This window comes from Pseudoalteromonas espejiana DSM 9414 (assembly GCF_002221525.1).
Taxonomy (GTDB): domain Bacteria; phylum Pseudomonadota; class Gammaproteobacteria; order Enterobacterales; family Alteromonadaceae; genus Pseudoalteromonas; species Pseudoalteromonas espejiana.
The window spans coordinates 753,003-779,695 of record NZ_CP011029.1; the positions used below are offsets into that span (position 1 = coordinate 753,003).

The 26,693-nt window shown below is 37.1% G+C and carries 20 protein-coding genes; 11 read left to right on the forward strand and 9 right to left on the reverse strand.

Annotation, left to right across the window (positions count from 1 at the left end; translation table 11 throughout):
- The first annotated feature begins 99 nt into the window (after positions 1 to 99).
- Together PESP_RS20260 and PESP_RS20265 are read left to right on the forward strand one after the other, a co-directional pair.
- Positions 100 to 1,089 carry an LLM class flavin-dependent oxidoreductase gene (locus PESP_RS20260; protein WP_089349801.1) on the forward strand — a complete coding sequence of 330 codons (990 nt, stop codon included), beginning with the start codon at positions 100 to 102 and terminating at the stop codon, positions 1,087 to 1,089.
- Between the two features lie 295 nt (positions 1,090 to 1,384).
- Positions 1,385 to 2,380, forward strand: a complete 996-nt coding sequence (locus tag PESP_RS20265) for a patatin-like phospholipase family protein (protein WP_089349802.1) — start codon at positions 1,385 to 1,387, stop codon at positions 2,378 to 2,380.
- A gap of 76 nt (positions 2,381 to 2,456) precedes the next feature.
- Here PESP_RS20265 and PESP_RS20270 read toward each other — a convergent pair whose 3' ends face one another.
- From PESP_RS20270 to PESP_RS20280, 3 genes are all read right to left on the reverse strand, one after another.
- Positions 2,457 to 3,314 carry a DMT family transporter gene (locus PESP_RS20270; RefSeq protein WP_089349803.1) on the reverse strand — a complete coding sequence of 286 codons (858 nt, stop codon included), beginning with the start codon at positions 3,312 to 3,314 and terminating at the stop codon, positions 2,457 to 2,459.
- A 150-nt stretch (positions 3,315 to 3,464) separates the two neighbouring features.
- Positions 3,465 to 4,175 (reverse strand): helix-turn-helix transcriptional regulator, encoded by a 711-nt coding sequence (locus PESP_RS20275; RefSeq protein WP_089349804.1) that lies wholly within the window; start codon positions 4,173 to 4,175, stop codon positions 3,465 to 3,467.
- Positions 4,176 to 4,250: 75 nt separating this feature from the next.
- Positions 4,251 to 4,682: an Lrp/AsnC family transcriptional regulator gene (locus tag PESP_RS20280; protein ID WP_089349805.1), complete on the reverse strand. Its 432-nt coding sequence runs from the start codon at positions 4,680 to 4,682 to the stop codon at positions 4,251 to 4,253.
- A gap of 167 nt (positions 4,683 to 4,849) precedes the next feature.
- Here PESP_RS20280 and PESP_RS20285 point away from each other — a divergent pair, with 167 nt between their 5' ends.
- The 4 genes from PESP_RS20285 (at position 4,850) to PESP_RS20300 (ending at position 9,545) form a co-directional block, all read left to right on the forward strand.
- Positions 4,850 to 5,932 (forward strand): ornithine cyclodeaminase, encoded by a 1,083-nt coding sequence (locus tag PESP_RS20285; protein WP_089349806.1) that lies wholly within the window; start codon positions 4,850 to 4,852, stop codon positions 5,930 to 5,932.
- The gene (gene ctlX / locus PESP_RS20290) at positions 5,929 to 6,840 is read left to right on the forward strand and encodes a citrulline utilization hydrolase CtlX (RefSeq protein WP_089349807.1); all 912 of its coding nucleotides are present in this window, start codon (positions 5,929 to 5,931) and stop codon (positions 6,838 to 6,840) included. The genes PESP_RS20285 and ctlX overlap by 4 nt, the downstream gene beginning before the upstream one ends.
- Before the next feature lie 126 nt (positions 6,841 to 6,966).
- The gene (locus tag PESP_RS20295) at positions 6,967 to 8,373 is read left to right on the forward strand and encodes an alanine/glycine:cation symporter family protein (RefSeq protein ID WP_089349808.1); all 1,407 of its coding nucleotides are present in this window, start codon (positions 6,967 to 6,969) and stop codon (positions 8,371 to 8,373) included.
- A gap of 128 nt (positions 8,374 to 8,501) precedes the next feature.
- On the forward strand, positions 8,502 to 9,545 hold the full coding sequence (locus PESP_RS20300; RefSeq protein ID WP_089349809.1) for a patatin-like phospholipase family protein: 1,044 nt from the start codon (positions 8,502 to 8,504) through the stop codon (positions 9,543 to 9,545).
- Positions 9,546 to 9,583: 38 nt separating this feature from the next.
- On the opposite strand, the gene PESP_RS20305 is transcribed toward PESP_RS20300, so the two are convergent.
- Positions 9,584 to 10,681: a DUF5677 domain-containing protein gene (locus PESP_RS20305; protein ID WP_089349810.1), complete on the reverse strand. Its 1,098-nt coding sequence runs from the start codon at positions 10,679 to 10,681 to the stop codon at positions 9,584 to 9,586.
- A 231-nt stretch (positions 10,682 to 10,912) separates the two neighbouring features.
- The gene (locus PESP_RS20310; protein ID WP_089349811.1) at positions 10,913 to 11,476 is read right to left on the reverse strand and encodes a lipid-binding SYLF domain-containing protein; all 564 of its coding nucleotides are present in this window, start codon (positions 11,474 to 11,476) and stop codon (positions 10,913 to 10,915) included.
- A 141-nt stretch (positions 11,477 to 11,617) separates the two neighbouring features.
- On the opposite strand from PESP_RS20310, the gene PESP_RS20315 reads away from it, so the two are divergent.
- Together PESP_RS20315 and PESP_RS20320 are read left to right on the forward strand one after the other, a co-directional pair.
- Complete coding sequence (locus tag PESP_RS20315) at positions 11,618 to 12,829, forward strand: tyrosine-type recombinase/integrase (protein WP_089349812.1); 1,212 nt, start codon at positions 11,618 to 11,620, stop codon at positions 12,827 to 12,829.
- Entirely contained in the window at positions 12,829 to 14,028 is a 1,200-nt protein-coding gene (locus PESP_RS20320; RefSeq protein ID WP_089349813.1) for a cation:proton antiporter, read from the forward strand. The genes PESP_RS20315 and PESP_RS20320 overlap by 1 nt, the downstream gene beginning before the upstream one ends.
- Before the next feature lie 143 nt (positions 14,029 to 14,171).
- Here the strand turns inward: PESP_RS20320 and ydiJ are convergent, their stop codons facing one another.
- Complete coding sequence (ydiJ, locus tag PESP_RS20325; RefSeq protein ID WP_089349814.1) at positions 14,172 to 17,219, reverse strand: D-2-hydroxyglutarate dehydrogenase YdiJ; 3,048 nt, start codon at positions 17,217 to 17,219, stop codon at positions 14,172 to 14,174.
- Positions 17,220 to 17,364: 145 nt separating this feature from the next.
- Between ydiJ and PESP_RS20330 the strand changes: the two genes are divergently transcribed.
- A complete protein-coding gene (locus tag PESP_RS20330) occupies positions 17,365 to 17,574 on the forward strand; it encodes a PGPGW domain-containing protein (protein WP_089349815.1) in 210 nt (69 codons plus the stop codon).
- Positions 17,575 to 17,638: 64 nt separating this feature from the next.
- On the opposite strand, the gene ppsA is transcribed toward PESP_RS20330, so the two are convergent.
- The gene (gene ppsA / locus PESP_RS20335) at positions 17,639 to 20,014 is read right to left on the reverse strand and encodes a phosphoenolpyruvate synthase (RefSeq protein WP_089349816.1); all 2,376 of its coding nucleotides are present in this window, start codon (positions 20,012 to 20,014) and stop codon (positions 17,639 to 17,641) included.
- A 154-nt stretch (positions 20,015 to 20,168) separates the two neighbouring features.
- Between ppsA and ppsR the strand changes: the two genes are divergently transcribed.
- On the forward strand, positions 20,169 to 20,978 hold the full coding sequence (gene ppsR, locus PESP_RS20340) for a posphoenolpyruvate synthetase regulatory kinase/phosphorylase PpsR (RefSeq protein ID WP_002962129.1): 810 nt from the start codon (positions 20,169 to 20,171) through the stop codon (positions 20,976 to 20,978).
- Positions 20,979 to 21,038: 60 nt separating this feature from the next.
- Here the strand turns inward: ppsR and PESP_RS20345 are convergent, their stop codons facing one another.
- Positions 21,039 to 22,388 carry a class II 3-deoxy-7-phosphoheptulonate synthase gene (locus tag PESP_RS20345; RefSeq protein ID WP_002962128.1) on the reverse strand — a complete coding sequence of 450 codons (1,350 nt, stop codon included), beginning with the start codon at positions 22,386 to 22,388 and terminating at the stop codon, positions 21,039 to 21,041.
- A 1,532-nt stretch (positions 22,389 to 23,920) separates the two neighbouring features.
- Between PESP_RS20345 and PESP_RS20350 the strand changes: the two genes are divergently transcribed.
- Entirely contained in the window at positions 23,921 to 24,796 is an 876-nt protein-coding gene (locus PESP_RS20350; RefSeq protein WP_089349817.1) for a DNA replication terminus site-binding protein, read from the forward strand.
- A gap of 68 nt (positions 24,797 to 24,864) precedes the next feature.
- Here the strand turns inward: PESP_RS20350 and PESP_RS20355 are convergent, their stop codons facing one another.
- Positions 24,865 to 26,079 (reverse strand): replication protein A, encoded by a 1,215-nt coding sequence (locus PESP_RS20355; RefSeq protein ID WP_089349818.1) that lies wholly within the window; start codon positions 26,077 to 26,079, stop codon positions 24,865 to 24,867.
- Between the last annotated feature and the right edge of the window lie 614 nt (positions 26,080 to 26,693).

The window sequence follows — 26,693 nt, forward strand, 5'->3', positions numbered from 1 at the left end:
GCTTACTCTTAACTTGAATTGATTTAATAGCAGTCCCACTTAAGTGTTTTATGCTGATAATGCACCCATTATTAGTATGCATTTTTAGGAGCTGCTATTTTGTTATCTTCCATTCCTTTTTCGTTATTAGAGCTTGCCCCCATGATCAAAGGGGAAAGCGTTTCTCACACGCTCAATAAAACCACTAAATACGCTCAGCGCGCCGACCAATTAGGCTTTAATCGCTTTTGGCTGGCCGAGCACCACAATATGCCGGGTATAATTTGTGCTGCTACTTCAATATTAGTAGGGCATATTGCAGGTAAAACTCAGCGTATACGTGTTGGCTCTGGCGGAATAATGCTACCAAACCATTCACCATTAGTTGTGGCTGAGCAATTTGGTACGCTTGAAAGCTTATACCCCGGGCGAATAGATTTAGGCCTTGGCCGTGCACCCGGTAGTGACCCTGTTACCAGCCGTGCACTTAATAACGATATGAGCCGAGCTGAAAACTTCCCAGGTGAAGTAACAGAGCTACAAACATTATTAGGCCCATACAATGGTACTCACCCAATACGTGCTATCCCGGGGGAGGATACAAACGTACCACTTTGGCTATTAGGCTCAAGTTTATTTAGCGCTCAGTTGGCCGCGCAAAAAGGGCTGCCTTATGTATTTGCAGGGCACTTTGCGCCGCGTTTTGTACATGATGCAATAGCACTGTATAAACGTGAATTTAAAGCCTCAAACGTACTCGATAAACCCTATGTAATGCTTGCTCTACCGCTGGTGGCAGCAGAAACTGACGAAGAAGCGCAATACCTATCTACCACCTCAAAGCAACGGGTACTTGAACTAATACGTGGTAAAGAGCTGTGGTTAAAGCCACCGGTAGATACAATGGAGGGTTTATGGAGCGAACAAGAGCGCGCCCATGTAGAAAACTTTTTAAGCTTAAGCGTGGTAGGCGGGCACGTAAGTATAAAACACAAGCTAGAGATGATAGCCAAAGAGCTTGAAGTGGATGAGTTTATATTTACAAACGACGTATACGATAGTGAAAAACGCCACCGTGCACTAGAGATTTTAATGGAAATAAAACATTAATTGGTTATTTAGTTAAGCAAGCGTACACCCAAGGCTTGTTAATATACAGACATCATCAAAAGTTAGTTGTTTTATACCTATTTATTAACTTTTAGTGGTGTCTGTATTAAGTTGTTTTCGGTATTTAAATAGTTAGCGCAAAGTGTTATGCCAATTTTTAGCGGCAACTTTTGCATTTAATACCGTTCTGTTTTTTCAATTAAACTGATTTAAACAATCAATTTTAAGATATCACTTTAATTTTTTATAATGACCGTATAAACAAAAACATCATTAAATTAAAGGCAGGTACACCGTGAATTCTCTAAACACCCCATCAGCTAATTCAGTTACTAAACCAGCGCAGCCAAAAGTTGCTCTGATTGCTGAAGGTGGCGGACAACGAGGGATATTCACAGCCGGTGTACTTGACGCGTGGTTAGAACAAAACTACGACCCATTTGACTTATTTATTGGCACCTCTGCTGGTTCGCAAAATTTAACTAGCTACTTAGCTCGCCAAAAAGGTTACGCTAAGCGCTTAATTAGAGGGCTTTCGCGCAATAAACGTTTTTTTCAACTAGGTCGCGGCTTAATGGGTAAGCACATAGTAGATTTAGACTGGTACTTTGATAAAACCACTGAGGTAAACAGAGTACTCGACTTTAAAACAGCTAAAACCAGTTTAGGCGACCGTGAACTTTTAATAACCGCGACTAACGCACGCGACAGAAAAGCTTATTACTTATCACCTACCGGTGAAGGCAAGCAATGGCGCGATCTGTTAAAAGCATCAAGCGCATTACCGTTTTTATACAAACAAGGCGTTAAACTAACACCGTGGTTAGATACAAAAGCGGCAAACGAAGCGCACTTAGCAGCAGAGCAAAGCGAAGAAGACTTTTACCTTGATGGCGGTTTAGCTGCACCATTACCTGTACGCGAAGCATATAACCGTGGTGCACGTAAAATTGTGGTTATAAGAACGGTAGACGCACATTTTCAGGCGCAATCTGCATGGGTGCAAAAATTAAGAACATTTGCATGTGCATCAGGCTACTGCCCAAAAACACTCGACTACTTAATTCAGCATGAGCAAGCGTATTTAGATGAGCTTAACTTTATTGCTAACCCACCAAGTGATGTAGAGATTATACAAATTTTTGCAGACGAAAAGCTGCACAGTAAATTATTAGGCAGCTCAAACAACGATTTACGCTTTGATCATAAGCTAGGTGTAAAAGCGGGCAGAGAGTATTTAAAAAGCCAAAATGCACGCATTGTAGATTACGCACACAGCTACGCCATGTAGCTGTGTATTAATTAACGCTTAAACTTAAATTACCACTTAAGTTTAAGCGTGAGTAAAACACCTCAAAAAATTATAACTACGCTTTTTTTAAACTTATCGATGGCTTTTTATTGCTAATGGCTGCCCCTAATAAAATAAGCGCCAAAGCAATAAATAAAGACCAACTAAATCGAGCTTGCGAGGCGAGTATTAAAATAAAAGTAGAAAGTACCGGCGTTAAAAAACTTAACGAGGCAAGCACCGAACGGTTACCAAATTTTAAACCGTAATCCCATAAATAAAATGCACCGCCTACTGGGCCTAATCCTAATAAAATAGCGCCTAGCCATTGTGAAACAGATAAATTTATCACGGTTGTTTCAAAATAAAAATGTGCACAAAGGGCAAGCACGGCCACAATAAGCGAAAGCCAGCCTATGTCATCTATGTGGCTGTTAAATTGCGACATTAAATAAGAATAACTCGACCACAGCACTGCGCAGCATCCTGCAAAAAAATACCCTAAGTAATACTCACTATTTATTGATAAACCACTGCCATCGGTAATTAAACTAAGCGTGCCTAAAAATCCAAGTAAACCACCCAATATAGCTTTAAATTTACTCCCTGGTGTTGCAACAAACACACCTAATAATAATGGCCAAAGGTACACTATTAAGCTTACCTCTATTAAAGGGCCGTATTTTAAAGCCATAAAATAACAAAAATGAAAACCAAATAAGCCTGTAACACCTATTATAATTTGTTTTTTAGAAAGCTTTGGCGGCGTTAATAATGGCTGTTTTGTAGCTAAACGCTTAACTAATAAAATAATAAAAGAGATTGCAAAGCATATAAAAAGTAACTGAAAAGCAGGTAACGCTTTGGTTAAATTACCAAGTAATGCTAAAAGCCCCCACGAAAATATTGCTAAAAAACCTATGTTTGTTGCCATTAATTCCACTCCATAAATACTATTTAATGAGTGTATCAATATCAATTTTTAAAAATGTGCTAAAAGGACGGTGTTATTGTTTGCTCTGGCGCAATTTGACCTAAACGCTGCTTGAGATAAATTTATTATTTACTGTTTAGGTAATCTACATTACTGCTTTGAAAACGCCTTAGGTGGCTGTCCAAAATATAAATTAAACCGGCGGCTAAAAGCAGAGGCGTCGTTATAACCAATTCGCTCACCAACTAAAGCTATAGGCAAGTCTGAATGGGTTAAAAGGGCGCGAGCATGTTGCATTCGTAACATGGTTAAATATTGCAACGCACTCATAGTGGTATTTTTTTTAAACACAGCTTTAAACTGCGTTACGCTTAAACACGCTATGTTGGCTAATTCTTTTAACGTGTACGGGTAAGCTAAATTTTGCTTAACAGTGGTTATTACAGTATCTATTCGCTTATCAACATTGCTATGGTTTTCTTGCTCACAAAGTAATAAGTAAAATAAATCAAAGGTTGAATGAGTCAGTGTTTCATCACTTGCCAATAGCATTTGCTGCTCTATAAACTGTAAATAACTTAATAAGCGGTTATCTATTGAAATTTTAGGACAAAAAAGATTAATAAGGTTATCAGGGAGGCTATCTAAATCTGCAACAATAAAGCGGGCTGCTTCATCGGCCGTAAAAGCATGAACTACGTTTTGCTCTATCACTATGCAACTGCCGGTACTTACCGTTGTTTTAAACTCATTGTTTAATGTTATGTGTATTTCGCCATGTAGGGGTAAAACCAGTTGATGGTAATTATGCTGGTGGCGCTTTATATCTTGCGAATAATACCGAATTGAAAGCTTATTCATTACATACTCCATTACCAAATACATAAACAGCGCGTAGCCTTGAGTGCTTAACAAAAAACATGAGTTAAATTAAACCTAAGTAGATGAGAGTAAAATACTGGTTTCGCTATTTAAAATACCATCTATTTCGCGCACTTGCCTCAGTACACCATCAAAGTCACTTAAGTTTCCGGCTTGTATTTCTGCTACTAAATCCCAAGCGCCGTTGGTGGTATGTAACTTAGTAAGCTCGGGTATGCCGCGCATGGTTTTTATAACTTGCGAGGTCGATTTACCCACTACTTCTACCATCATAATAGCTCTTACGGCTTCGGTTTCTATGTGTTCGTGCACCCGTACAGTAAAACCTAATATAGCACCCGATGAAACTAATCGGTCTAAACGGTTTTGTACTGTACCGCGCGATACATTTAATACATCTGCCAATGCCGAAATAGAAGCACGGCCGTCTTTTCTTAATTCGGCTATTAACGCGTTATCTAATGAGTCGTAAATATAAGGGGTCATAAAACACCTTGGGATATGTGTTTATTACAAATTACTAAATTTGTACTTTGTTGCATAGCAAATTGCTAAAAAACACTATTATTTGTATAAAGTATTGGCATTTTAACTGACATCTGTAGTCGATAAACTTATTTCAATTAGTTCATATTGTTATTACAGAGGTAGTTATGAGTCACTTTATAGCACAGCCAAAACAAGGCGTTCCATTCGTAAGCGTACAAACAATGGCCAAGCTTATAAATAAAGTAGGAATAGAAAACGTTTTACTTAAACTTACGCAAAGGTTAAAACACGACTTTGCACGCTGGCACGAGTTTGATAAATCACCGCGCTATGCAGCGCATTCTCCTGATGGCGTAATAGAGCTTATGCCCGTAAGCGATGGCAACATGTTTAGCTGTAAATACGTAAACGGCCATCCAAAAAATACCTTCAAAGAGCTTCAAACGGTAGCGGCTTTTGGTATTTTGTCTGATGTTGATAGCGGCTATCCGGTGATGATCAGCGAAATGTGCCTATTAACAGCATTACGCACAGCAGCAACCTCGGCACTGGTTGCACAGTATTTAGCACCTAAAAACTCAACAACACTTACATTAATTGGTAATGGTGCTCAGTCTGAGTTTCAAGCGTTAGCTTTTAAAGCGGTATTAGGCATTACTCATATTCGTTTATACGATATTGACAAAAACGCGTCGCAAAAAGCGTTTAACAATTTAAGTAACTGTGGCCTAAACGTGACTATTTGTAATAGCGCAAAAGAAGCCGTACAAGGCGCACACATTATTACCACCTGCACAGCCGATAAAAAAAATGCCACTATTTTAACCAGCGATATGATCCCCGACGGTGTGCATTTAAATGCAATAGGTGGCGATTGTCCAGGAAAAACAGAGCTTGATTCAACATTATTAGAGCGCGCAAATGTGTTTGTAGAGTACGAACCGCAAACCAGAGTAGAGGGCGAAATACAACAAATGAGCGAAAGCTTTGTGGTTACAGAGTTTCATAAAGTAATTAATAAACAATCGCTTGGGCGTACAAGCCAAGATGAGCTAACCATATTTGATGGCGTAGGCTTTGCAAGCGAAGACTTTACTGCCCTTGTATTTATAAAAGACGAGTTAGTTGCATCAGGGGAATTTGAACTACTCGATTTAATTACACAACAAGCCGACCCACGTAATTTGTTTTCGGTGCTTAATACAGAGCAAAGCAATAAATCAGTAAGCCAAGAGCAAGTAGCATGAGCATAATAAATCAAGCTCCAACAGCTGTGGTTATGGTGCGTCCGCATCATTTTACGTCTAACCCGCAAACCATGTTAGACAACACATTTCAAAGTACCTGTCATTCACAAAATCAAAGCCAGCTTGCCTTTGACGAAGTAACAAATGCAGTTAAATTACTGCAAAACGAAGGCGTAACGGTTCACCTTTTTGAAGACGAGCACACACATACGCCCGACTCAGTGTTTCCTAATAACTGGTTTTCTACTCATCATAGTGGCGAACTAGTTATGTACCCAATGTACGCAGAAAACAGAAGGCTAGAATATCGTAAAGATATTATTGATTTTTTGACTAATCACTATAAAGTGTTGTCTGTGACTGATTATTCATTTTTAGCGAAAGAAAATGCATTTTTAGAAGGCACCGGTTCACTTGTAATTGACCACCAACATAAGCTTGCTTATGCAGTAGAGTCTAAGCGCACTACTAAAACAGTGGTTAATACCGTGTGTGAGCAACTTAAGTTAAAGCCTGTTGTTTTTAACGCGTACGACACACAAGGTACTGCTGTTTATCATACTAATGTATTAATGTGTGTAGCTACAGAGTTTGCCATGATCAGCCTAGATATGGTGCCAAATAGTCAGCACAAACAATTAACTAGCCATTTTTTACAAAGCCATTTAGAAGTTATTAACTTATCAAATGAGCAAATAGCTCACTTTTGCGGTAACGCAATAGAGCTACAAGGAGAAAATGGCCGTATTTTAGCACTCTCACAAACGGCGTTTAATGCACTTACAACCGAGCAAAAAGCAGCAATACAAAAAACAGCTAAACTTGTTCCGTTACCTATACCAACCATAGAGTCGGCGGGTGGTTCGGTTAGATGCATGATTGCAGGTATTCACTTGCAAAGTAAATAACCTACCACTAAGCCCACATTATAAGGCAGCAAAGCTGCCTTAATCTATGGCTAATACGCATAATCAAATGTCGCTTATTCAACTAACCATTGAGTAAAAATATAATAAATACAAAAGGATTAGCCCATGTTCGATACCGTAGTTAAAAGTGTAAATGGCCTTTTATGGGGAGAAGGGCAAGTACTCATTTACATACTACTGTTTGCTGGTATTTGGTTTTCGGTACGTTTAAAAGCAATACAAATACTTAAATTTAAACACATGTTTAGCCTGTTAAAAGGCAGTAGCAAGTGTAAAAAAGACGACATATCATCGTTTCAGGCACTATGTACTGGGCTATGTGCTCGCGTAGGTACGGGTAACTTAGCGGGTGTAGCCGTTGCTATATCGCTTGGTGGTAGTGGGGCCATATTTTGGATGTGGGTTATTGCCATACTCGGCATGGCCACAGGTTTTGCCGAAAGCGTACTGGGTCAAGTATATAAAGTACGCGACAGTAGTGGCGAATTTAGAGGTGGCCCCGCTTATTATATTCAACAAGGTTTAGGCAGCCGTGCCTTTGCTATTGTGTTTGCCGCGTGTTTATTTTTAGGTTACGGCTTTACCTTTAGTGCAATGCAAACCAATACCATAACCGATGCACTAAACTATGCATTTGAAGTACCCACCTTTTATTCAGGCTTAGTAATTACGGTATTAGCGGGGTCTATTATTTTAGGCGGCTTTAAAGCCATTGCCCGCTTTGCTGAGCGTGTAGTGCCATTAATGGGCATATTATTTGTAGCAGCTGCTGTTATTATTACAATTATGAACTTACCGCAAGTACCGGCCATGCTTAAAGATGTATTTTTATCGGCCTTTGGTTTACAAGAAGCAGGCGCAGGTGCGATGGGCGCAGCCATTAAAAATGGTATTCAACGCGGTTTATATTCTAACGAAGCCGGTGCGGGTAGTGTGCCGCATGCTGCAGCAAGCGCAAGCCCCATTCCTAACCACCCGGTAACACAAGGCTACATACAAATGCTTGGCGTGTTTTTCGACACCATTGTGCTTTGTAGTTGTACCGCAGTAGTTATTTTACTAGCAGATGTTGATATAAGCGGCGAAATGGAAGGCATACGTTTAACACAAAGCGCTATGACCGCGCATTTAGCACAAGGCGGCGTGTACTTTGTTGCAGCTGCAATTACCTTATTTGCATTTACCTCGGTAGTAGCAAATTATGCCTACGCAGAAAGTAACCTTCATTTATTTAAGCTCGATAACAAAGTAGGGCGCACAATTTATACATTACTTTATTTATCAATGATGCTTTGGGGCGCATCTGCGTCATTAAAAGAAGTATGGGACTTAGCCGATATAGCATTAGGGTTAATGACAGTGGTTAACGTAATCGCTATTATATTGCTCACGCCAACTATTTTGTCTGTTAATCGCGACTACAACACACAAAGAGAAAAAGGCATAGAGCCCGAATTTAAAGTAAAAGATGTAAAAGTACAGGGAAAATGCGAAAGCGGCATTTGGGATTGATTTAGCAACTTTAACTATAAAAAGCGGTTTTATGGCAACATAAAACCGCTTTTTAATTTTGCATAATTATTCAAAATTAGATTTTATAAACTGCACTAAAATATAAAATAATAAGGTAAACCGATTAGATGATCGACATTTACGCAGGTAAAACAGCAGCAAAAATTATTAACGAGCAGGGCTTTAAACCCGAATTATTTACCTCTTTTTTAGGGGCAAGTGGCGGGCCTAAATGGTTTACTTTATTCGGATTAGACAAATATATTTTTGGTGAATTTTTTAAAAACCGCACCCAACAACTTAATTTAATTGGATCATCTGCTGGTGCATTTCGATCTGCGTGTTTTGCTCAAAACGATCCGATTGCTGCCATTGAGCGTTTAGCCAAATCGTATTCACAAACTCGTTATTCTAGTAATAAACCAACGCCTAGCGAAATCACAATAAAAGCCCGCGCATTACTCGAAGATGTATTTGGCGATAACGGTGTAACCGAAATAATAAATAACCCCGTATTTAAAGCGCATTTTATTGTGGCTAAATCTAATGGCTTTATTGCCAGCGAAAATAAATTAATACAGCTACTGGGTTTATCAAAAAGTTATATGCTCAACCGTGTTAACCGAAAATTATTAGGCTCGCAGTACGAGCGATTTATTTTTGGTGCGCCAAACAGTAACTTATCAATAACCGATAGCTATAATTTTAAAACCCAAAACATAGCACTTAGCCAAACTAATTTAAAAGATGCCTTACTTGCATCGGGCTCTATACCACTTGTTATGCAAGGCATAAAAAATATTGCCGGTTCGCCACAAGGTATGTATCGCGATGGCGGAATAATTGACTACCACTTTGATTTAAAAATTAATAACCCAGGCTTAATTTTATATCCGCATTTTAATAGCGATCCAAAAGCAGGGTGGTTTGATAAAAATTTAAAACGTAAAGTAGCACCACAAAATTACGATAACGTTGTGATGATCTCACCATCAAAAGAATTTATAGCCGGTTTACCTTACGGAAAAATTCCAGATAGAAACGACTTTACTGATCTCGATGCAGACACACGTATTAAATATTGGAATACTGTTTTTAGTGAAACTGAAAAGTTGGCTGAGGAATTTGATAAAAAATTGACTAGCGAAAAACATAATATGTACAAAGCTTAGTTACTCTAAAGTAATGATACTTTCAATAGTTAATAATATTATAACTTCATTACGTATAATATTTCGTCTCTAATTTTTTTAAAATAATAATCTAGTAAAATAGTTGTAATTACATTATCTCCATTTAATTCATTTTCAGTTTTAGAAAAATAAGATAAAACTTTTGTATTTATTAAATTTAAGCTTAATAATGTACAGTCAATTGGTAATTCTAAACCGTAAATACCACCATCAAAAGATATATCTTCACCAGATTTTGAAGATAAACTAGAAAACATACTTTTTGAGCTTGCATGAACATATTGATTAGCTAGTTTTGAAAAAGGTAATATGTGATCAAGCTCAACTGCTTTTTCTATTGTTCTGTAACCGTAACGTTCTCCCTTTGGCACAAAGCCTTCAATCCAACCATAATCAGAAGAGAAGTTGGAACCATATAAGCTTTTTAAATTTTTTACTTTATTCTCTAAGTCTTCAAAAATATTAGAGTCAAAATTTAAATGAGCTAGTCTATCAGGATAATTTTCTTTCGATTTTTTTAAAATTTTTAAAGAGTTATATTCATCTACGATATTATGATCTAGAAATTTTTTAGCACAATCTGGACCATTTTCAATGATAAAATAAAGCGTAGTGGTAACTTCGTTTAATGTTCTCCATCTAGATATTGCCGCATCAGGGTATCCATTTTTTAATAAAATTAAAATCTCTTTTGCAATAAGACATGAACGTGAGTGTAAGCTAAATAAAACAACAGCTAAATGATTTTCTTCTTCCTGAATAATTAAAGATAATGCTTTATTGTTTACTTCATTGAACCAGATAGAAAAACAGATATAGCTATTTAATAATCCTAATAAATTACCCCATTTATTTTCATGTTGAAGAATAAAGTTTTTGTTTTGATTATAATTAAAATTACTTAGGTGTTCATCTATAAAGAAAAATCGGACAGCTTTTAAAAGATCTTTACTAGCTATACTGAAAACTTCTTCCAGCTCCGAATCTGATAAATTATCAGGTATACGGTCTGACAAAAGCATTTCGTCATACTTATGCTTTATTGCTGTTCGTATCAAATTTTCATGCTGCAAAATATCACCTAAAATATTTAAAGACAAAATCCATTTAATCATTGTACATTAGATAGTTTATATTTTCTTTATTAGGGACGATAGGATCTTAAATCTATATATTTTATGTTTAATAACAAAAACTGAAATAAAATAATGGAAGTAAATTAGGACGTAATTATTTAGATGAGGATAACAAACAACCCATAAATTACGTTATGTTAAATTCGTGTATTTATAATAAAGCGGGCGTGATTATACAAACCAGCCCGCTTTTAGGAGAGTAATTAGGGGTTAATTTAGCTCAGAATCTACCCAAAATTTAGTGCCTTTTAGTACAGCTTGTAGTGCAAGGCCATTTTCGGTTAAAGAGTATACGGTAACTTGATCTGCAATCGCTTCGGCAACCAATGCACCGCCTTTATCTTCGTATTTTGCTGCTGCATCTGCGTTTCCGCCAAATGCCCAACCGTGTTCAATAAATCTATTTACTGCTGCTTGGTTATGAAAAACCATAACAACATTAAAGTCTTTAACACCTAAACCTAGGCCTAAACCAGCTTCGCCCATATTCATGTAAGTTGATTTACCGGTTAGATTATTTTTTACTACACCATAACCACCACCAAAACTGGCTAAAACAACGTTTACGTTTGCGTTATCAAATACAGCGTAACCAGCCGAGTTGGCAATTTGTTTTTTAACATCGGGCTTTTGTGCATATAATTTGTCTAGTGTAGTAGATTTCATGCTTTGCACTAGAGAGCGTTTTTCGCCTGGTGAAGCACTACCCGTTGTAGCACAACCTGTTAGTAAAACACTTAATGTAATTACACTTAAAATAATAAACTTTTTCATAAACTTTCCTTAATAAGACCTAGCAAAACTAAATCAGTAAAAATGTGTAAATAATTAAACTTTCACTATGTCCAATACTAGACAGTATCGGACTTTAACGTTAAGCTGTAAGTCTATTATTTTATTGAATATTTACACAATATGCTTGTTGCTTTAGTTGATACGTTAAAACAATTAAGATACCAAATTGCTCATCTTGATGACGATACTCTTAAATCAGAATACCCAGAACTTGCATCCTTTATACAGCAAGTTGGCTTGACTGTAACTGAATCAAAGGCTGATCTTAAATTTTTATACCAGTTTTTATATGTTTACGGACGAAAATCAGAGGCAACATATAGTCGTTTTCGAAATGAATTAGAACGCTTTTATTTATGGTCTTGGTTAATTGCCGAAAAATCAGTGTTCGATTTAAAACGTGAAGACATAGAAGCTTATGTCGATTTTATGGTTGAGCCAGATAAAAAATGGGCATCAACTTCTGTGCAATGGCGCTATAAAGATGAGCAAGGTATTCGCCGATTAAACCAAAATTGGCGCCCTTTCATGCAAAAAGAATCTATAGCAAGCCAACAAACTTTGTCGGCTATGTTTACTGCATTAAATGTATTTTTTAAATTTGCGATTTTAGAAGAACGCACATTCGCGAACTTTGTCCCTGTGGTTAAAAAAAATAGCCCCTATTTAGTGGGTCAGTCTCAAATACAAATTCCTGATACTTTGAGTGATATTCAGTGGGAATATGTATTTGGTGTAACACGTGATTTATGCGAACAAAAACCAGATCTTGAGCGTAATTTATTTACCTTAGCTTGTTTAAAAGGGTTATATTTACGGATTTCTGAATTGTCAGAGCGTCCGCAGTGGTCGCCTGTTATGTCTCATTTTTGGCAAGATAATGACGGATTTTGGTTTTTACGTATTATGGGTAAAGGCAATAAACTTCGTGATGTTACGTTAAGTGATGATTTTGTTGAATATTTAAAACGCTACCGATTATACAGAGGGTTACCCGCCCTACCTCGCGTTGACGAATCAGAACCATTAGTTCATAAAATTCGTGGCCAAGGTGGAATGACCGTTAGGCAAATTAGGCGTTTAGTGCAACAAAGTTTTGATTTAGCCCAACAATCTTTACTTGATGATGGTTTTAAAGATGATGCAGAACAACTTGAAGCAGCAACTGCACATTGGCTACGCCATACCGGCGCAACACACGATGCACAAACACGGCCTTTAAAACATTTATCGGAAGATTTAGGGCACTCTAAAATTGCGACAACCGATCAAATTTATATTCAAACAAATATTAAAGAGCGAGCAAAATCTGGCGTTAAAAGGAAAATTTAATGGAATACTTAGTAATAGCATTTATAGGTTTTTTATTTTTAGTTTACTCAATTTCTATTAGGCAATTAGAGCGAACAGAAATTACAGGGCCCATGTTTTTTGTTTTAGGCGGAATGGGCTTAGCGTGGTTACTACCCAATGAAGGCGACGAATTAAAAACGGGTATAGATTTTTTATTACCGTTAATAGAACTGACTTTAAGTATATTTTTATTTTCTGATGCGGCTAAATCTAAATTAAGTGTTTTAAAACATAGTTTTCAGTATCCTAGTTTATTACTGTTCGTTGCCCTACCCCTTACTTTACTTTGTGGCATTGGCGCTGGACTATTTTTATTTACAGAGTTATCACTTATTCAAACTGCACTAATTGCAATAATTTTAACACCGACCGATGCAGCATTGAGTAAAGGTTTATTAGCAAGTACAAATGTACCTGAAAAAATTCGAGAAGGTATAAATACTGAAAGCGGATTAAACGATGGTTTATGTGTACCTGTATTTTTAATATTTATTTTGCTTGCTAAAAATCCTGAATCAGCAATAACAGCATCGCAAACATTAGGTGTATTTTCGCGAGAGTTAGGTTTAGCTGTATTGATAGCTGTTACTTCAATTGCTTTATTTATTCCGGTATTAAATTTTGCAATGAAACGTCATTACTTTGCACAAAACACTAGCCCATTTTTGCTATTAGGTTTTGCCATGGCTATTTTTTCAATAACGCAGTATTTTCATGGCAGTGGTTTTATTGCTGTATTTATTGCGGGTTTGTTATTTGATAAGTTTTCAGACACGAGTGTGCGAGCAGAACTGATTGAAGATTCGGAGCATATTGCTGATTTTACATCGTTAATGATTTGGTGCCTGTTTGGTTTTGTTTGTGCATATTTAGTTTTACCAAATTTGAATAAAGAAATAATTATTTATGCGTTACTTAGTACTACGTTAATTAGAATAATTCCGGTTATGTTGTCGCTTCAATTTACAGCGCTCAATATTAAGGAACGTTTTACATTTGCTTGGTTTGGACCGCGAGGTTTAGCATCGATTGTTTTTACTTTAATGGTTATAGATACACAAATAGAAAATAAATACGACATTGCAACTATAGCCATGACAACTATTTTATTTAGTGTGTTTATTCACGGTATAAGTACAAAGCCAATTGCAGATAGTTTTGCTAAACAATCTAAATAACTTTTATAAAAATTAGCAAAATTTTTACCGAAGCTTAAATGCGTTTTTCCAGCCTCAAAATTTTTCACTTAATAAAGCAAATTGATATTAATAAAAAAGACGTAACTTATTTTAAGTTACGCCTTTTTTATTTTTAACTTTTATTAGCTAAGTACCTGTGCGAGTAACTCTATTGGGTGCTTAGGTTTAAATTGTTCAAAGCGTTTAACTTGGCTACGGCATGAAAACCCGGTAGATAAAAGTTGCTCTGGCTTATTTTTATCTACAATTGGTTTCCAACTCATTTCGTAAAGTGCGCGAGAGTTTTCTTGGTTTTGTGCTTCGTGGCCATATGTACCTGCCATTCCACAACACCCGGTACTTGTTGTGTTTAGTGATAAACCAATGTCGGTAAAAATATTTTTCCACACACTTGCCGCTTTTGGTAATGCCGTTGTTTCTGTACAGTGGCTAAGTAATGTAAATTCTGTATCTTGCTTTTGCGTTGCACTTAACGATTTGAAAGATTGAGTTTGCAGCCATTCATGTGCAAGTTGTACATGAAAATCACCGCGGTTATTTTCTAAAATAGTGTTGTACTCATCGCGATAACACATAACCAACGATGCATCTAAACCAACCAGTGGCGCATTTATATCACTGAGTTTATTTAAAAACTCGGCGGCATTTTTTGCTGTTACTTTAAACTCGTGTAAAAAACCTTTAACGTGCTGTGCCTTACCATTTGGTTTAAAGGGTAATAGCATTGGCTTTTTACCCAGTGCAGTTATAAGCGTTATAAAACTTTGTACTAATTCAGCTTCGTAAAAACTAGTAAACGGGTCTTGCACAATTAGCACATAATTATTTTGCTCTTCACTTGAAAGTGAGCTTAATAATTCAAAATTAAATTTATGCGCTTTGGCTACACGTTTATCAAGTGATGGAATACTTAATTGAGGTGTATCTACATAGCCAACCGTTTTTTTAATTAACCCACTTACTAAATTGGTTTTTACAACAGGATTAATTACTCGTGCAAATTTTGACATAAGCGGAGCTGAAGTTTCTATGTTTGCGACTAAATAATCTTTAAGTGGACGCGCGTAATAACTATGGTAATAATTTAAAAAGCGCGCTCTAAAAGTTGGTACATCTACTTTTATTGGGCATGAAGTTGTACACGCTTTACATGCTAAACATTCATCCATAGATTCTTTTACTTCGTGAGAAAAATCGTAAACGCCTTTGTTTTTTTCTCGGCTATGAACAAAGCGTTCCCACCAGGTAATAACTTCACCTTTATTAAGTTCTTTTTCTACTTCGAGTAAATCTACATTTTTAGACTCTTGAAGTCGTAACCATTCGCGCATTAATGTTGCGCGCCCTTTTGGTGAATGCCTACGATCGCCGGTTACTTTATACGATGGACACATAGGTGAATTTTCGTCGTAGTTAAAGCATATTCCGTTACCATTACAGGTCATGGCGTTATTAAAACTGGTTTTTATATCGATAGATATTTGCTTATCGAAGTACGAACGTTTTTGACTATCTACACTTACAAGTGAGTCTTCACTTTCAATAGGTGTACATATTTTACCAGGGTTGATTCTGTTATTAGGATCGAATGCCGTTTTAATTTTGCGCAGTTGATTAAATAAATGCTCGCCAAAAAATTCAGGGCCATATTCGCTGCGATAACCTTTACCGTGCTCGCCCCACATTAACCCGCCATATTTTGCAGTGAGTTTTACAACATCATCTGAAATTGTACGCAGTAGTTTTTCTTGTTCTGGGTCGCACATATCAAGTGCTGGGCGTACGTGTAAAACGCCGGCATCAACATGGCCAAACATACCGTATTGCAAATTATGGCTATCGAGTAATGCTCTAAATTCTACAATATAATCGGCTAAGTTTTCTGGCGGTACTGCGGTGTCTTCGGCAAAGGCCAATGGTTTTTGGCTGCCTTTAACATTACCAAGCAAACCCACTGATTTTTTACGCATTGCGTAAATTTTTAAAATATCGCTTTTGTCGTTGGTTAACTGATAGCCAATTACACCGTTGGTTTGATTTGCTACGCACTCATCTAATAATGTACAAAGTGTGTTTACTTTGTCTTTTATGTCGTCGGGAGATACTGCATTAAACTCAACCATGTTGAGCCCTTGCATATCTTTATTGGGTACGTCGGTTATTAAGTCCGATACTGAATGCCAAATTATATCTTCGCGCGCTAAATTTAATACTTTGCTGTCGACTGTTTCAACAGATGTTGCGCGTGCATCTACCAAAAAAGGTGAATGACGAAGTGCAGAATCAAAACTATCGTACTTAATATTTATGAGTGTTTTAAATTCGGCTATGGGGGTTAAGTTTAATTTTGCCTCAGTAACTATACCTAATGAGCCTTCTGATCCGGTAATTAGCCTGCTCATATCAAAAGTTTGTAAGTCATCACTTAGCACATGCTCTAGGTCGTAACCGGTTAAAAAGCGATTTAAACGCGGGAATTTATCTAAAATAGCATCGCGCTGCGTAATAGAAATATCTAATACTGTTTTGTATAAACTGCCGATAAGTGAGTCTTGCTCAGCGATAACTTTTGCTTTTTGTATGTCGATTGGCGAGGTAACCATAGGTGTGCCATCAACTAAATAGGTGGTTAAGCCTAAAACATGATTACTGGTTTTACCGTAAACTAGTGACCCTTGGCCAGATGCATCGGTGCTGATCATTCCGCCAATAGTTGCACGATTACTCGTAGATAAGTCGGGTGAAAAGAAAAAACCATAGGGTTTTAAAAAGTCGTTTAATTGATCTTTTATTACACCTGTTTGTACTCTTACCCAACCTTCTTCTACGTTAATTTCGAGAATTTCTCGCATATAACGTGATAAATCAACAACAATACCGGGCGTTAGTGACTGCCCGTTAGTACCCGTGCCACCGCCACGAGGGCCAAAAGTAAGCGACAAAAATGGGTCGCGAGATGCGGTTTGCAAAGCGAGTTGAATGTCTTTTTCGGTTTTAGGAAAAATAACACCTTGCGGAATTTGCTGATAAATACTGTTATCGGTAGAGGCAGTTAAACGCGTTGCATAGCTTGCATCGGTGTCTCCGCTAAAACCTTGATTTTTAATAGTACTTAAGTAATTTGCGACAAGTTCGGTCGCTGCATCTTGCTGTGTAATTGTTGCTATCATGACGGCGATAATTTAAGGCATTTGTGTAATTATATCATGGTGATGGCTAATAGAAATTGAAGATTTTACAGTTTGTAACACTCTTTTTGTCGTATTTTGAGGTTCTGTATTTATAATCAAGTTAAACCAATGTGTAGAGGTTTATATGAAAAAATTACTATTACAGATCATAGGTGTTTTGTTTATTTTGCTTGGGTTGTTTTTTGCAATCGTGCCAGGCCCTTCGCTGATATTTTTTATGGCGGGGTTACTGTGCTTTTCTTTTTACTACCCAAAAGCGAGGCATTATTTAAAACTATGCCAAAAAGCCTTAACTAAATCGTGTAATTATTTAGATAAAAAATTAGCACGCTAAATTATGCCACATACAAAAATGCCAGCTATTAAGCTGGCATTTTTATTAGTAACTAAAACCGTAATTATTTAGCAAGTTTATCTGCTAGATATAACCAAGTTTCTAGTACTGTATCTGGATTTAGTGAAACAGAATCAATGCCCTGCTCTACTAACCATGCTGCAAAGTCTTCATGATCTGAAGGACCTTGGCCACAAATACCTACGTATTTACCTTTTTCTTTAGCTGTTTTAATAGCCATTGAAAGTAGCTTTTTAATAGCAGGGTTACGCTCATCAAATAAATGTGCGATTAAACCTGAGTCACGGTCTAAACCAAGTGTCAGCTGAGTTAAATCGTTAGAGCCGATAGAAAATCCATCGAACATATCTAAAAATTCATCTGCAAGTAATGCATTTGACGGTAGCTCACACATCATGATTACTTTAAGACCATTTTCGCCACGTTTAAGGCCATGCTCTTCTAGTAATTCGATTACGCGTTTACCTTCTTCAAGGGTACGTACGAATGGGATCATGATTTCGATGTTGGTCATATCCATGGTGTTTCTTACGCGTTTTATTGCTTCACACTCAAGGGCAAAACAATCACGGAAGTCTTCAGAGATATAACGTGCAGCACCACGAAAACCAATCATTGGGTTTTCTTCTTCTGGTTCGTACTGCTCACCACCTACTAAGTTTGCGTATTCGTTTGATTTAAAATCAGACATACGCACAATTACGCGCTCTGGTGCAAAGGCACAACCAAGTGTAGAAATACCTTCTACTAACTTAGAGATATAAAATTCTACAGGTGATTCGTAACCGGCAATAATGTCGGTAATTTCTGCTTGTAGAGCCGGTGTTTGCGCATCAAAGTTTAAAAGTGCTTTGGGGTGTACACCAATCATGCGGTTAATAACAAACTCAACACGAGCAAGGCCAACACCTGCATGCGGTAAACGTGCAAAGTCGAATGCGCGATCGGGGTTACCCACGTTCATCATCACTTTCATTGGTAGTTCTGGCATGCTATCAACACGCGACGTTAGTATTTCAAAGTCTAAAATACCTTCGTAGATGTAACCTGTATCGCCTTCAGCACATGATACGGTTACTTCTTGACCCGCTTTGATTAAATCGGTTGCATTACCACAACCAACCACTGCTGGAATACCTAATTCACGTGCAATAATTGCAGCATGACACGTACGACCGCCACGATTTGTAACAATGGCTGCAGCACGCTTCATGATTGGTTCCCAATCTGGGTCGGTCATGTCGGTCACTAAAATGTCACCTTCTTGTACTTGATCCATTTCTTTAATTGAATCGAGTACGCGTACAACACCGCTACCAATTTTGTGACCAATTGCACGGCCTTCAACAATTACGTTGCTAGTACCGTTTAATTGAAAGCGTTCCATTACGTTTGCGTCTTCGTTTGAGCGCACGGTTTCTGGACGCGCTTGAACTATATATAGTTTGCCGTCGTTACCGTCTTTTGCCCATTCGATGTCCATAGGACGACCGTAATGTTTTTCGATGATTACAGCTTGCTTGGCAAGGTTTTGCACTTCTTCATCTGTAATCGAAAATTTGTTTGAAAGCGCTGGGTCTACATCAACGATGTCTACTTGCTTACCGTGCGCTTTATCTTCTGAGTAAATCATTTGAATGGCTTTTGAACCAATGTTACGACGTACTACTGAAGGTTTGTTTTTTAGTAATGTTGGTTTATGAACATAAAACTCATCAGGGTTTACTGCGCCCTGTACAACCATTTCACCTAAGCCATAGCTTGATGTAACAAATACAACGTCTTCAAAACCCGACTCTGTATCAATACTAAACATGACGCCTGATGCTGATTTATCTGAGCGTACCATGCGCTGAATACCAGCAGATAACGCTACACCACGATGATCGTAACCTTGGTGAACACGGTACGATATTGCACGGTCGTTAAATAAAGAAGCAAACACGTGTTTAATAGCGACCATTACTGAGTCGATACCTACTACGTTTAGGAAAGTTTCTTGTTGGCCTGCGAATGATGCATCTGGCATGTCTTCAGCGGTAGCCGATGAACGTACTGCAAAAGAAACATCTGCTGTTGTGTCGCCATGGAGTTGACTGTAAGCGTCGCGGATTGCTTTATCTAGGTTTGGTTGGAATGGTGTATCGATTATCCATTGGCGGATATCGGCACCTACTTTGGCAAGTGTATTTACATCATCAACATCGAGTGTATCTAAAATGTCGTGAATTTTTGCGGTGAGTCCTGATTGATCTAAAAACTCGTTAAAAGCGTCGGCTGTAGTGGCAAAACCACCCGGAACCTGTACACCTGCGTTTGCTAGGTTTGAAATCATTTCACCGAGTGAGGCATTTTTACCACCAACACGAGGAACATCTTGCATACCAAGCTCTTGATACCAGAGAACGTATTCTTGCACGGGTCTTTCTCCAAAAAACAAATTGTAGTTGAAACTGTGAGAGTTAAGAAAGAAAACCTTTTATAAAGGTCACCTTCATTCTACACTGGCATTAGTCCTCACGTAAACCGTGAGTAACCCATTTTAGGGATTAAACGTAATAAAAAGGTTAACTATGAGAACTGCTTTTTATATATCAGACGGTACTGCAATCACCTCAGAGGTGTTTGGGCACGCGACTTTGTCGTTATTCCCGGTTGATTTTAATCATAAAACTATTCCTTTTGTTGAAACAGAAGAAAAAGCAAATGAAATTAAAGCGTTAATTAACGCAACTGCTGCAAAAGAAGGTGAGAAGCCATTTGTGTTCTTTACCTTCGTAAATCATAACTTAAGTGAAATTATTAAATCGGCCGATGCTGTTGCTTACGATTTCCTCTCTACTTATAGCGAAAAAATACAAAAAGAGCTTGATGTAGCACCAGTACCAAAAATGCACCGCACGCACTCTATTCACGAAAAAAGCTATGATTTTAGAATTGACGCCGTCAACTATGCATTAATGAACGATGACGGTGGCAATATTAAAAACTTTTCTGAAGCCGATATTATTTTAGTTGGCGTGAGTCGCAGTGGTAAAACACCAACAAGTTTATACTTAGCATTACAATACGGTATTAAAGCCGCTAATTACCCAATAACAGAAGACGACTTAGAGAGTGAGGGATTACCTAAATGTTTACTCCCTTACAAACATAAGTTGTTTGGCCTGACTATTGACCCTGAACGTTTAGCTGCAATTAGACATAGGCGTATGGCAAATTCTAAATACGCGTCTATTAGGCAATGCCGAATAGAAGTGCGTGAAGTAGAAATGTTATATAAACGCCACAAAATTTCGTACTTTAATTCTACCCATCACTCGGTAGAAGAAATATCTGCTAAAATCTTAATTGACAGTAACCTTGAGCGACGTAAGTACTAACAAACTAATTTACTCTTTTGCTAAAAAAAGCCGCAATATGCGGCTTTAATTTTTTACTTATTATTTACGAGCGTCTTTTAATAAATCAGCTACTAAGAAACCAACTTCTAATACTTGGTCTGCATTTAAGCGAGGGTCACATTGTGTTTTGTAACGCTGTGCTAGGTCATCGTCTGATAAACCGTAAGCACCACCTGTACACTCTGTTACGTGCTGACCTGTCATTTCTAAGTGAACACCACCTGCGTATGAACCTTCAGATTTGTGTACTGCAAAGAATTGGCTGATCTCGCGCATAATATTATCAAAGCTACGTGTTTTGTAACCAGATGTCGCTTTTTCAGTATTGCCGTGCATTGGATCTGAGCTCCAAATTACTTTACGGCCTTCTTGTTGAACGCGGCGAACGAGTGCTGGTAGTTTCTCTGGAAGAACATCGGCACCCATACGTGTAATTAACGTTAAGCGACCCGGGATGTTATCTGGGTTCACTGCATCAATTAAACGAATTAGGTCGTCTGGGTCCATGCCAGGGCCAACCTTAACACCTATTGGGTTTTTAATACCTTTGAAAAACTCAATGTGGGCATGATCTAGTTGGCGTGTGCGCTCACCAATCCAAACAAAGTGTGCTGAACAGTCGTACCAATCACCTGAAAGGTGGTCACGGCGTGTTAGCGCTTCTTCGTAGCCTAGTAATAAGGCTTCGTGAGAAGTATATAAATCTGTTTCTTTAAGGCTAGGTGCAATTGTAGAATTAATGCCACACACTTCCATAAATTCAAGTGCATCTTGAATTTTGTCTGCAAGTTGTTGGAATCGCTCTTTTTGCGGATTAGCGGCAACAAAACCCATATTCCAGCGGTTTACCTGGTGTAAGTCAGCTAAGCCACCTTGTGCAAATGCACGTAGTAAGTTTAATGTAGCTGCACTGTTGTGGTAAGCCTTCATTAAACGTTGAGGGTCTGGTATGCGTGCTTCTTCTGTAAATTCAAAGCTATTTACAATATCACCACGGTAAGATGGTAATGAAACTCCGTCAATTGTTTCTAAATCTGCAGAGCGTGGTTTTGCATATTGGCCAGCCATACGTGCAATTTTAACTACAGGGCATTTACCGCCGTAAGTTAATACAACCGCCATTTGTAGAATGGTTTTAAACGTATCGCGAATATTAGCTGCGTTAAAGTCACTAAACGACTCAGCACAATCACCACCTTGAAGTAAAAATGCACGGCCTTCGCACACATCTTCAAGCTGTTTAAATAAGCTTCTTGTTTCTTCAGCAAAAACTAATGGCGGTGCGCTCTTTAATTGGCCTTCAACTGACTTTAACTCTTCTTGATCTGGGTACTGTGGCTGCTGCAGTATTGGCAGTTCTCTCCAGCTATTTGGGTTCCACGATTGCATGTTATTTCCTCATTCCTACTTTACCTGATATAAAGAAATTAACGTATGCAAGCCCCTAAGTTCAAGGACTATATTCACTATTTACCAACTATTTTGTTATGAGGTAATTATAAACACGCTATTTAGGTGAATATGTGACTGTTTTATTGAATTTAACCTTAACTTCCAATTTAAATAATTCACATAAATTCAGTAGGTTAAATAATAAAAGATGTTTTTTTAACCTTCCTAGTAAATATTAAATTTAAACGACTAAAGTGTCACGTTTTATTAAGAACACATCATACTTAAACTCAAGAGTATGTAACCTTAACTTTACAGAGTATTGAAAGTTAATTTATGCCAGGGTATAGCGCTAATAAAAAGTATGTGCTATGGAGCTTAGTTTATTAGGTTAGCTAAATAACGAGTAACCCAATAAGAGTAATAAATAATTGTAATTTATTTTAGGGTCCCATCTATTTATATAAGACGGATTCAAATCCAAGTGCCTTCTTCAGACTATTATTATTTTCTTAAGCACCGGTATAATTTGAGCTGGTGTTATTGCACTAAAATCTGTGTTTTGTGGCAAGTAATGGCGTAGTAATCAATTCATGAATTTATTCAATCCGAGTTTCCATGAGTGATAAGCAGAGTCATTTGCATTGTTAGGTGTGATCTCATGAAACGCTTAATATAATCCTTAACCTTTATATCGGAGACCTGCTGTGAGAGCTTTTGATGTCGTGCTTGCTAGTTGGTTTGATGCAGTGAATGGGTGGCCTGCTCTTCAATGCTTACACTATTTTATATTTTCCCGTGGTTTGTTTTATTTTAGCTGCCATTAAATTATTTTTTTACTGTATTAGCGCAGATATAATTTATCATCTGCTTCATTACTTTCCTATATGTCTTAGAGCCAGTTCGCCTTACTTGTGCAATCATGCTGCATGTTAAAACCTCAACTTTGCACTAAGTATTATGTAGCTAATCCGATTACTTAATGTTGTCATTTTAAGGGGGGAGCTGCACCACATCGGCTAAACTATACCCGCTAATTAGCTTGTTAGTGTTTGTAACTTTACTTTGGTGTATTTAAAGATAGATCTCTTTAAATGGTATATTTTGATATATTAATTAGCTAAGCAATTACGCTTGATGTGTAATATTGTTTTCCCTTAGAGCGACTACCTAGCATCTTTGTGCATAGGTAAGTTGTTTGTAACGCCTAATTATTACGTTTTGTCGGATTAAGCTACTAGCTTATGATCAACTGAGCTCTTAATCTAGCCAAAACAGGTTATGACCTTTCTACGTTAACCTTTATAAACACCAATAAACCAGGATCTTAGTTTCGTAAATAAGTTTAAGTAAAAGCTATACCTTTATCATTCATATCATTAATGAATTTACTAAAAATAAAGAACACATCATACTTAAATGGAGTCAGATCCAATCTCAGCTAAAAAATATTATTTGATAATTAAGCTATTCAGAAGATTAAGTTGTTGTTAAAATTAATATAAGTAAGATGTGTTCTTTGAGGTGGTATGGTTACTAAAGTACAAATAAGAAGTCAGTTTGATTTAATGAACGACTTAACATCGCTGATGATTGATGATTTACGTGATTGTGAGTATTCAAAAGCAGAATATTATCAGCTCCCTGATGTAAGTAGTACTGATGAGGCAATAGTGCCTGAAGAAATTAAAGTAAATAAATTAACCGGTGAACTAGCTCATAGAGCGATATTAAATTCATTTACTGATATTTATAAAAAAAATAGTTTAAGTAGTCGCGTTCTAAAACGACATCCTGGAATTTTAGTTATCAAAAATGCTGACGTTACAGCACTTACTAGTCGTATTCAGCAAGTTAATAAAGCAAAAGCGGCATTTAAAGAATGTGTTTTAGCAATAGATAATAACGACGCACGGTTTGAAGCCGTTCATAATGCAGTGCCTAATTTAATTACACTTGCAGCTTACCGTAAAATTCATGCCCAGAGTGAATCTCCTTTTTCAGTTCGCTTTACCTGGATGCACAAGCATGCAACAAAAACACTAACTAAAAAAATGGCACTTGAAATGCTTGATAAGTCAGCAGGGTATAGAAACCCGCGTATGATAGATCAACAAAAATGGCAATCGCTTGTTGCCCAAGAACAGTTAAGAGTTGCTAGTTTAGGTGAAAAAGAAAAGTTAAGAATTAGGCGCCCTACCCGAGTTAGTCCTCAGGTAAATGTGAGATATACAGCAGAGAACAGGTATCATGTAAGTGCTGCATTGCCGTTTATTTTAATTAACCCGCAGCCCGATGTAAAACTGGGTACTTTACCTAATTATCAAAAGCCAGAATCTCATCCTCGTAAAAAAGAGTATGACTTTTTAGTGGATCGGCTCTATTTAGAGCAAGTCGATAAGTAGTTTAATTATGTTAAAAAGGCCACAAAATGTGGCCTTTTAGGTAGTAAGGTTGTTTTAAAAAACTAACGCTATTTTTCGACGATTTCTTCTATTTTATCTTCGTCAATCAATACCGCATTTTCTACAATACGTTTGCCACCTTGAATTTCAATTCGCTTATTATGCTTATTGAGCGTAAGTATCTCATCACAAAATTGATCTGAAGGATGCATCTCGTAAGTGTAATCAATAATATTACCGGTTTTATCGTCTTTTACATTGGTAATGCTGTACTCAGATATCGCCCCTTTTTCGATCAGGTCTTTCATTGTTGTGGTCATATCACGGCGCAAGGCTTTTAACTTATTCTCGGTAATGTCATCAGTAGAATAAATTGAGCCATATTTTTCCATAATAGAAAGTAATCTAAAATGATAAGTTTTTCCTGGCGCTGCATAACGCCAAAGATGATATAAGCGTAGCATCATCCAACGTGACAAACCGCGTTTTAACTCTTGCGCACTGTTAAAGTAATAACCTTTGTATTCAAGGTTATCAATCATGTTATGAACAAACGCATTTAAACACGCTACACATTTTACATTGCCGCCTTGCCCTTTCTTGCCACTAAAGTGAAGTGACGATAAAAAGTTCATGTTCGACTCGTAAAATGAATCATCAATATCAGAATTTTTAGTATCGGTCGCAGAGTACTTAAATGAAAGCTTAGAACCTTGAAGTGCTTCAAGTGATTCTTTAATTTGCGGGTATGGCATTGATTGGCCAACCGCTTTAAGTTCTTGGGCTAATTCGTTCATAGAAAAAACCACGGCATATTGAATACCGGACTTAAAATTTATTTTTACTATTTTGCCTTTAGACGCAAGACGAATAAGCGCACGTTCTACTTTTTCTTCTCTATCTGATGGCCAAACTAAATATTCTACGTCTTCACCATCTTTACGCGTACTAACTACAGCCGGTGTTATTTTAATTTCACCGTCGTATAAAATACCATCTACTTTTTCAGATATTTTTCGCGTAATAATCGTTTTTTTAGGTGCTTCTTCTAATGGCAATTTTTTATGGCCAGAACGCACAAAACGTCCCCATAAATCATAATGGTTAAACGTGTTTGAATAAGCACGTAAGCCATGAGCTGCATTTTCGATAGAAATTCGCACATCTTTGTTATCTGTAAATAGTGCTAAACTTTCGTTATCAATTGCACTTTCCACCCCGTGTATTTGGCCCCTAAGTGTATCGGGCAAGTTATCTACCGAGATGTTGACCTTTCGGCTCATTGTTCTGATTTCCATTTTTTATTGCGACAGCTAATAACAACACATTAAACAGCAAAAGTTAAATGTTTAAGTTAGTATAAAAGTGATCTGACTCTAAATAAATGTATCAGATCACTATTATACTAAGCCGCGCTGATTGGGGTTAATTTCAGATCACTATTTTACTAAGTTAGGGGTTATAAATCTTAATTTTACTAACTCAGTGATATTTTTGTCCGTCAAATATGCTTTTTTTGATATTTTTACACGACAAACGTTAGTAAAATTAACACCTCCTGTGGATAACGAGGTTATGAGTTAGCATAGATCTGATCTGTACTTACTACAGATCAGATCTATACCAATTAAACTCGCTATTTAGTTTGCACGTAAGTGCATAACTTTATAATTTACTTAGTAAAAAACTGATCTTAAGCACGCTTTTTGTATATAACTTACTTAGTAAGCTGTGCATAACTCTAGTTTTAAAATACTGCTTAGTAAAAAGCTGATCTGCACGTAGATAAAGATCTGATCTTAACCAAGTATAAAGGTGATCTGCTTTTTTTAACATTATTGTTATAAATCATAATGTTATGTAGCTATTATACACCCTTAACCTTTATTACCTTATA

Coding starts and splice junctions, on each gene's coding strand:
- PESP_RS20345 (WP_002962128.1), bottom strand. CDS start 22,388: ATGCAATCGTGGAACCCAAATAGCTGGAGAGAACTGCCAATACTGCAG.
- PESP_RS20330 (WP_089349815.1), top strand. CDS start 17,365: ATGAAAAAATTACTATTACAGATCATAGGTGTTTTGTTTATTTTGCTT.
- PESP_RS20350 (WP_089349817.1), top strand. CDS start 23,921: ATGGTTACTAAAGTACAAATAAGAAGTCAGTTTGATTTAATGAACGAC.
- PESP_RS20285 (WP_089349806.1), top strand. CDS start 4,850: ATGAGTCACTTTATAGCACAGCCAAAACAAGGCGTTCCATTCGTAAGC.
- ctlX (WP_089349807.1), top strand. CDS start 5,929: ATGAGCATAATAAATCAAGCTCCAACAGCTGTGGTTATGGTGCGTCCG.
- PESP_RS20315 (WP_089349812.1), top strand. CDS start 11,618: ATGCTTGTTGCTTTAGTTGATACGTTAAAACAATTAAGATACCAAATT.
- ydiJ (WP_089349814.1), bottom strand. CDS start 17,219: ATGATAGCAACAATTACACAGCAAGATGCAGCGACCGAACTTGTCGCA.
- PESP_RS20270 (WP_089349803.1), bottom strand. CDS start 3,314: ATGGCAACAAACATAGGTTTTTTAGCAATATTTTCGTGGGGGCTTTTA.
- PESP_RS20355 (WP_089349818.1), bottom strand. CDS start 26,079: ATGAGCCGAAAGGTCAACATCTCGGTAGATAACTTGCCCGATACACTT.
- PESP_RS20295 (WP_089349808.1), top strand. CDS start 6,967: ATGTTCGATACCGTAGTTAAAAGTGTAAATGGCCTTTTATGGGGAGAA.
- PESP_RS20280 (WP_089349805.1), bottom strand. CDS start 4,682: ATGACCCCTTATATTTACGACTCATTAGATAACGCGTTAATAGCCGAA.
- PESP_RS20305 (WP_089349810.1), bottom strand. CDS start 10,681: ATGATTAAATGGATTTTGTCTTTAAATATTTTAGGTGATATTTTGCAG.
- PESP_RS20320 (WP_089349813.1), top strand. CDS start 12,829: ATGGAATACTTAGTAATAGCATTTATAGGTTTTTTATTTTTAGTTTAC.
- PESP_RS20300 (WP_089349809.1), top strand. CDS start 8,502: ATGATCGACATTTACGCAGGTAAAACAGCAGCAAAAATTATTAACGAG.
- PESP_RS20310 (WP_089349811.1), bottom strand. CDS start 11,476: ATGAAAAAGTTTATTATTTTAAGTGTAATTACATTAAGTGTTTTACTA.
- ppsR (WP_002962129.1), top strand. CDS start 20,169: ATGAGAACTGCTTTTTATATATCAGACGGTACTGCAATCACCTCAGAG.
- PESP_RS20275 (WP_089349804.1), bottom strand. CDS start 4,175: ATGAATAAGCTTTCAATTCGGTATTATTCGCAAGATATAAAGCGCCAC.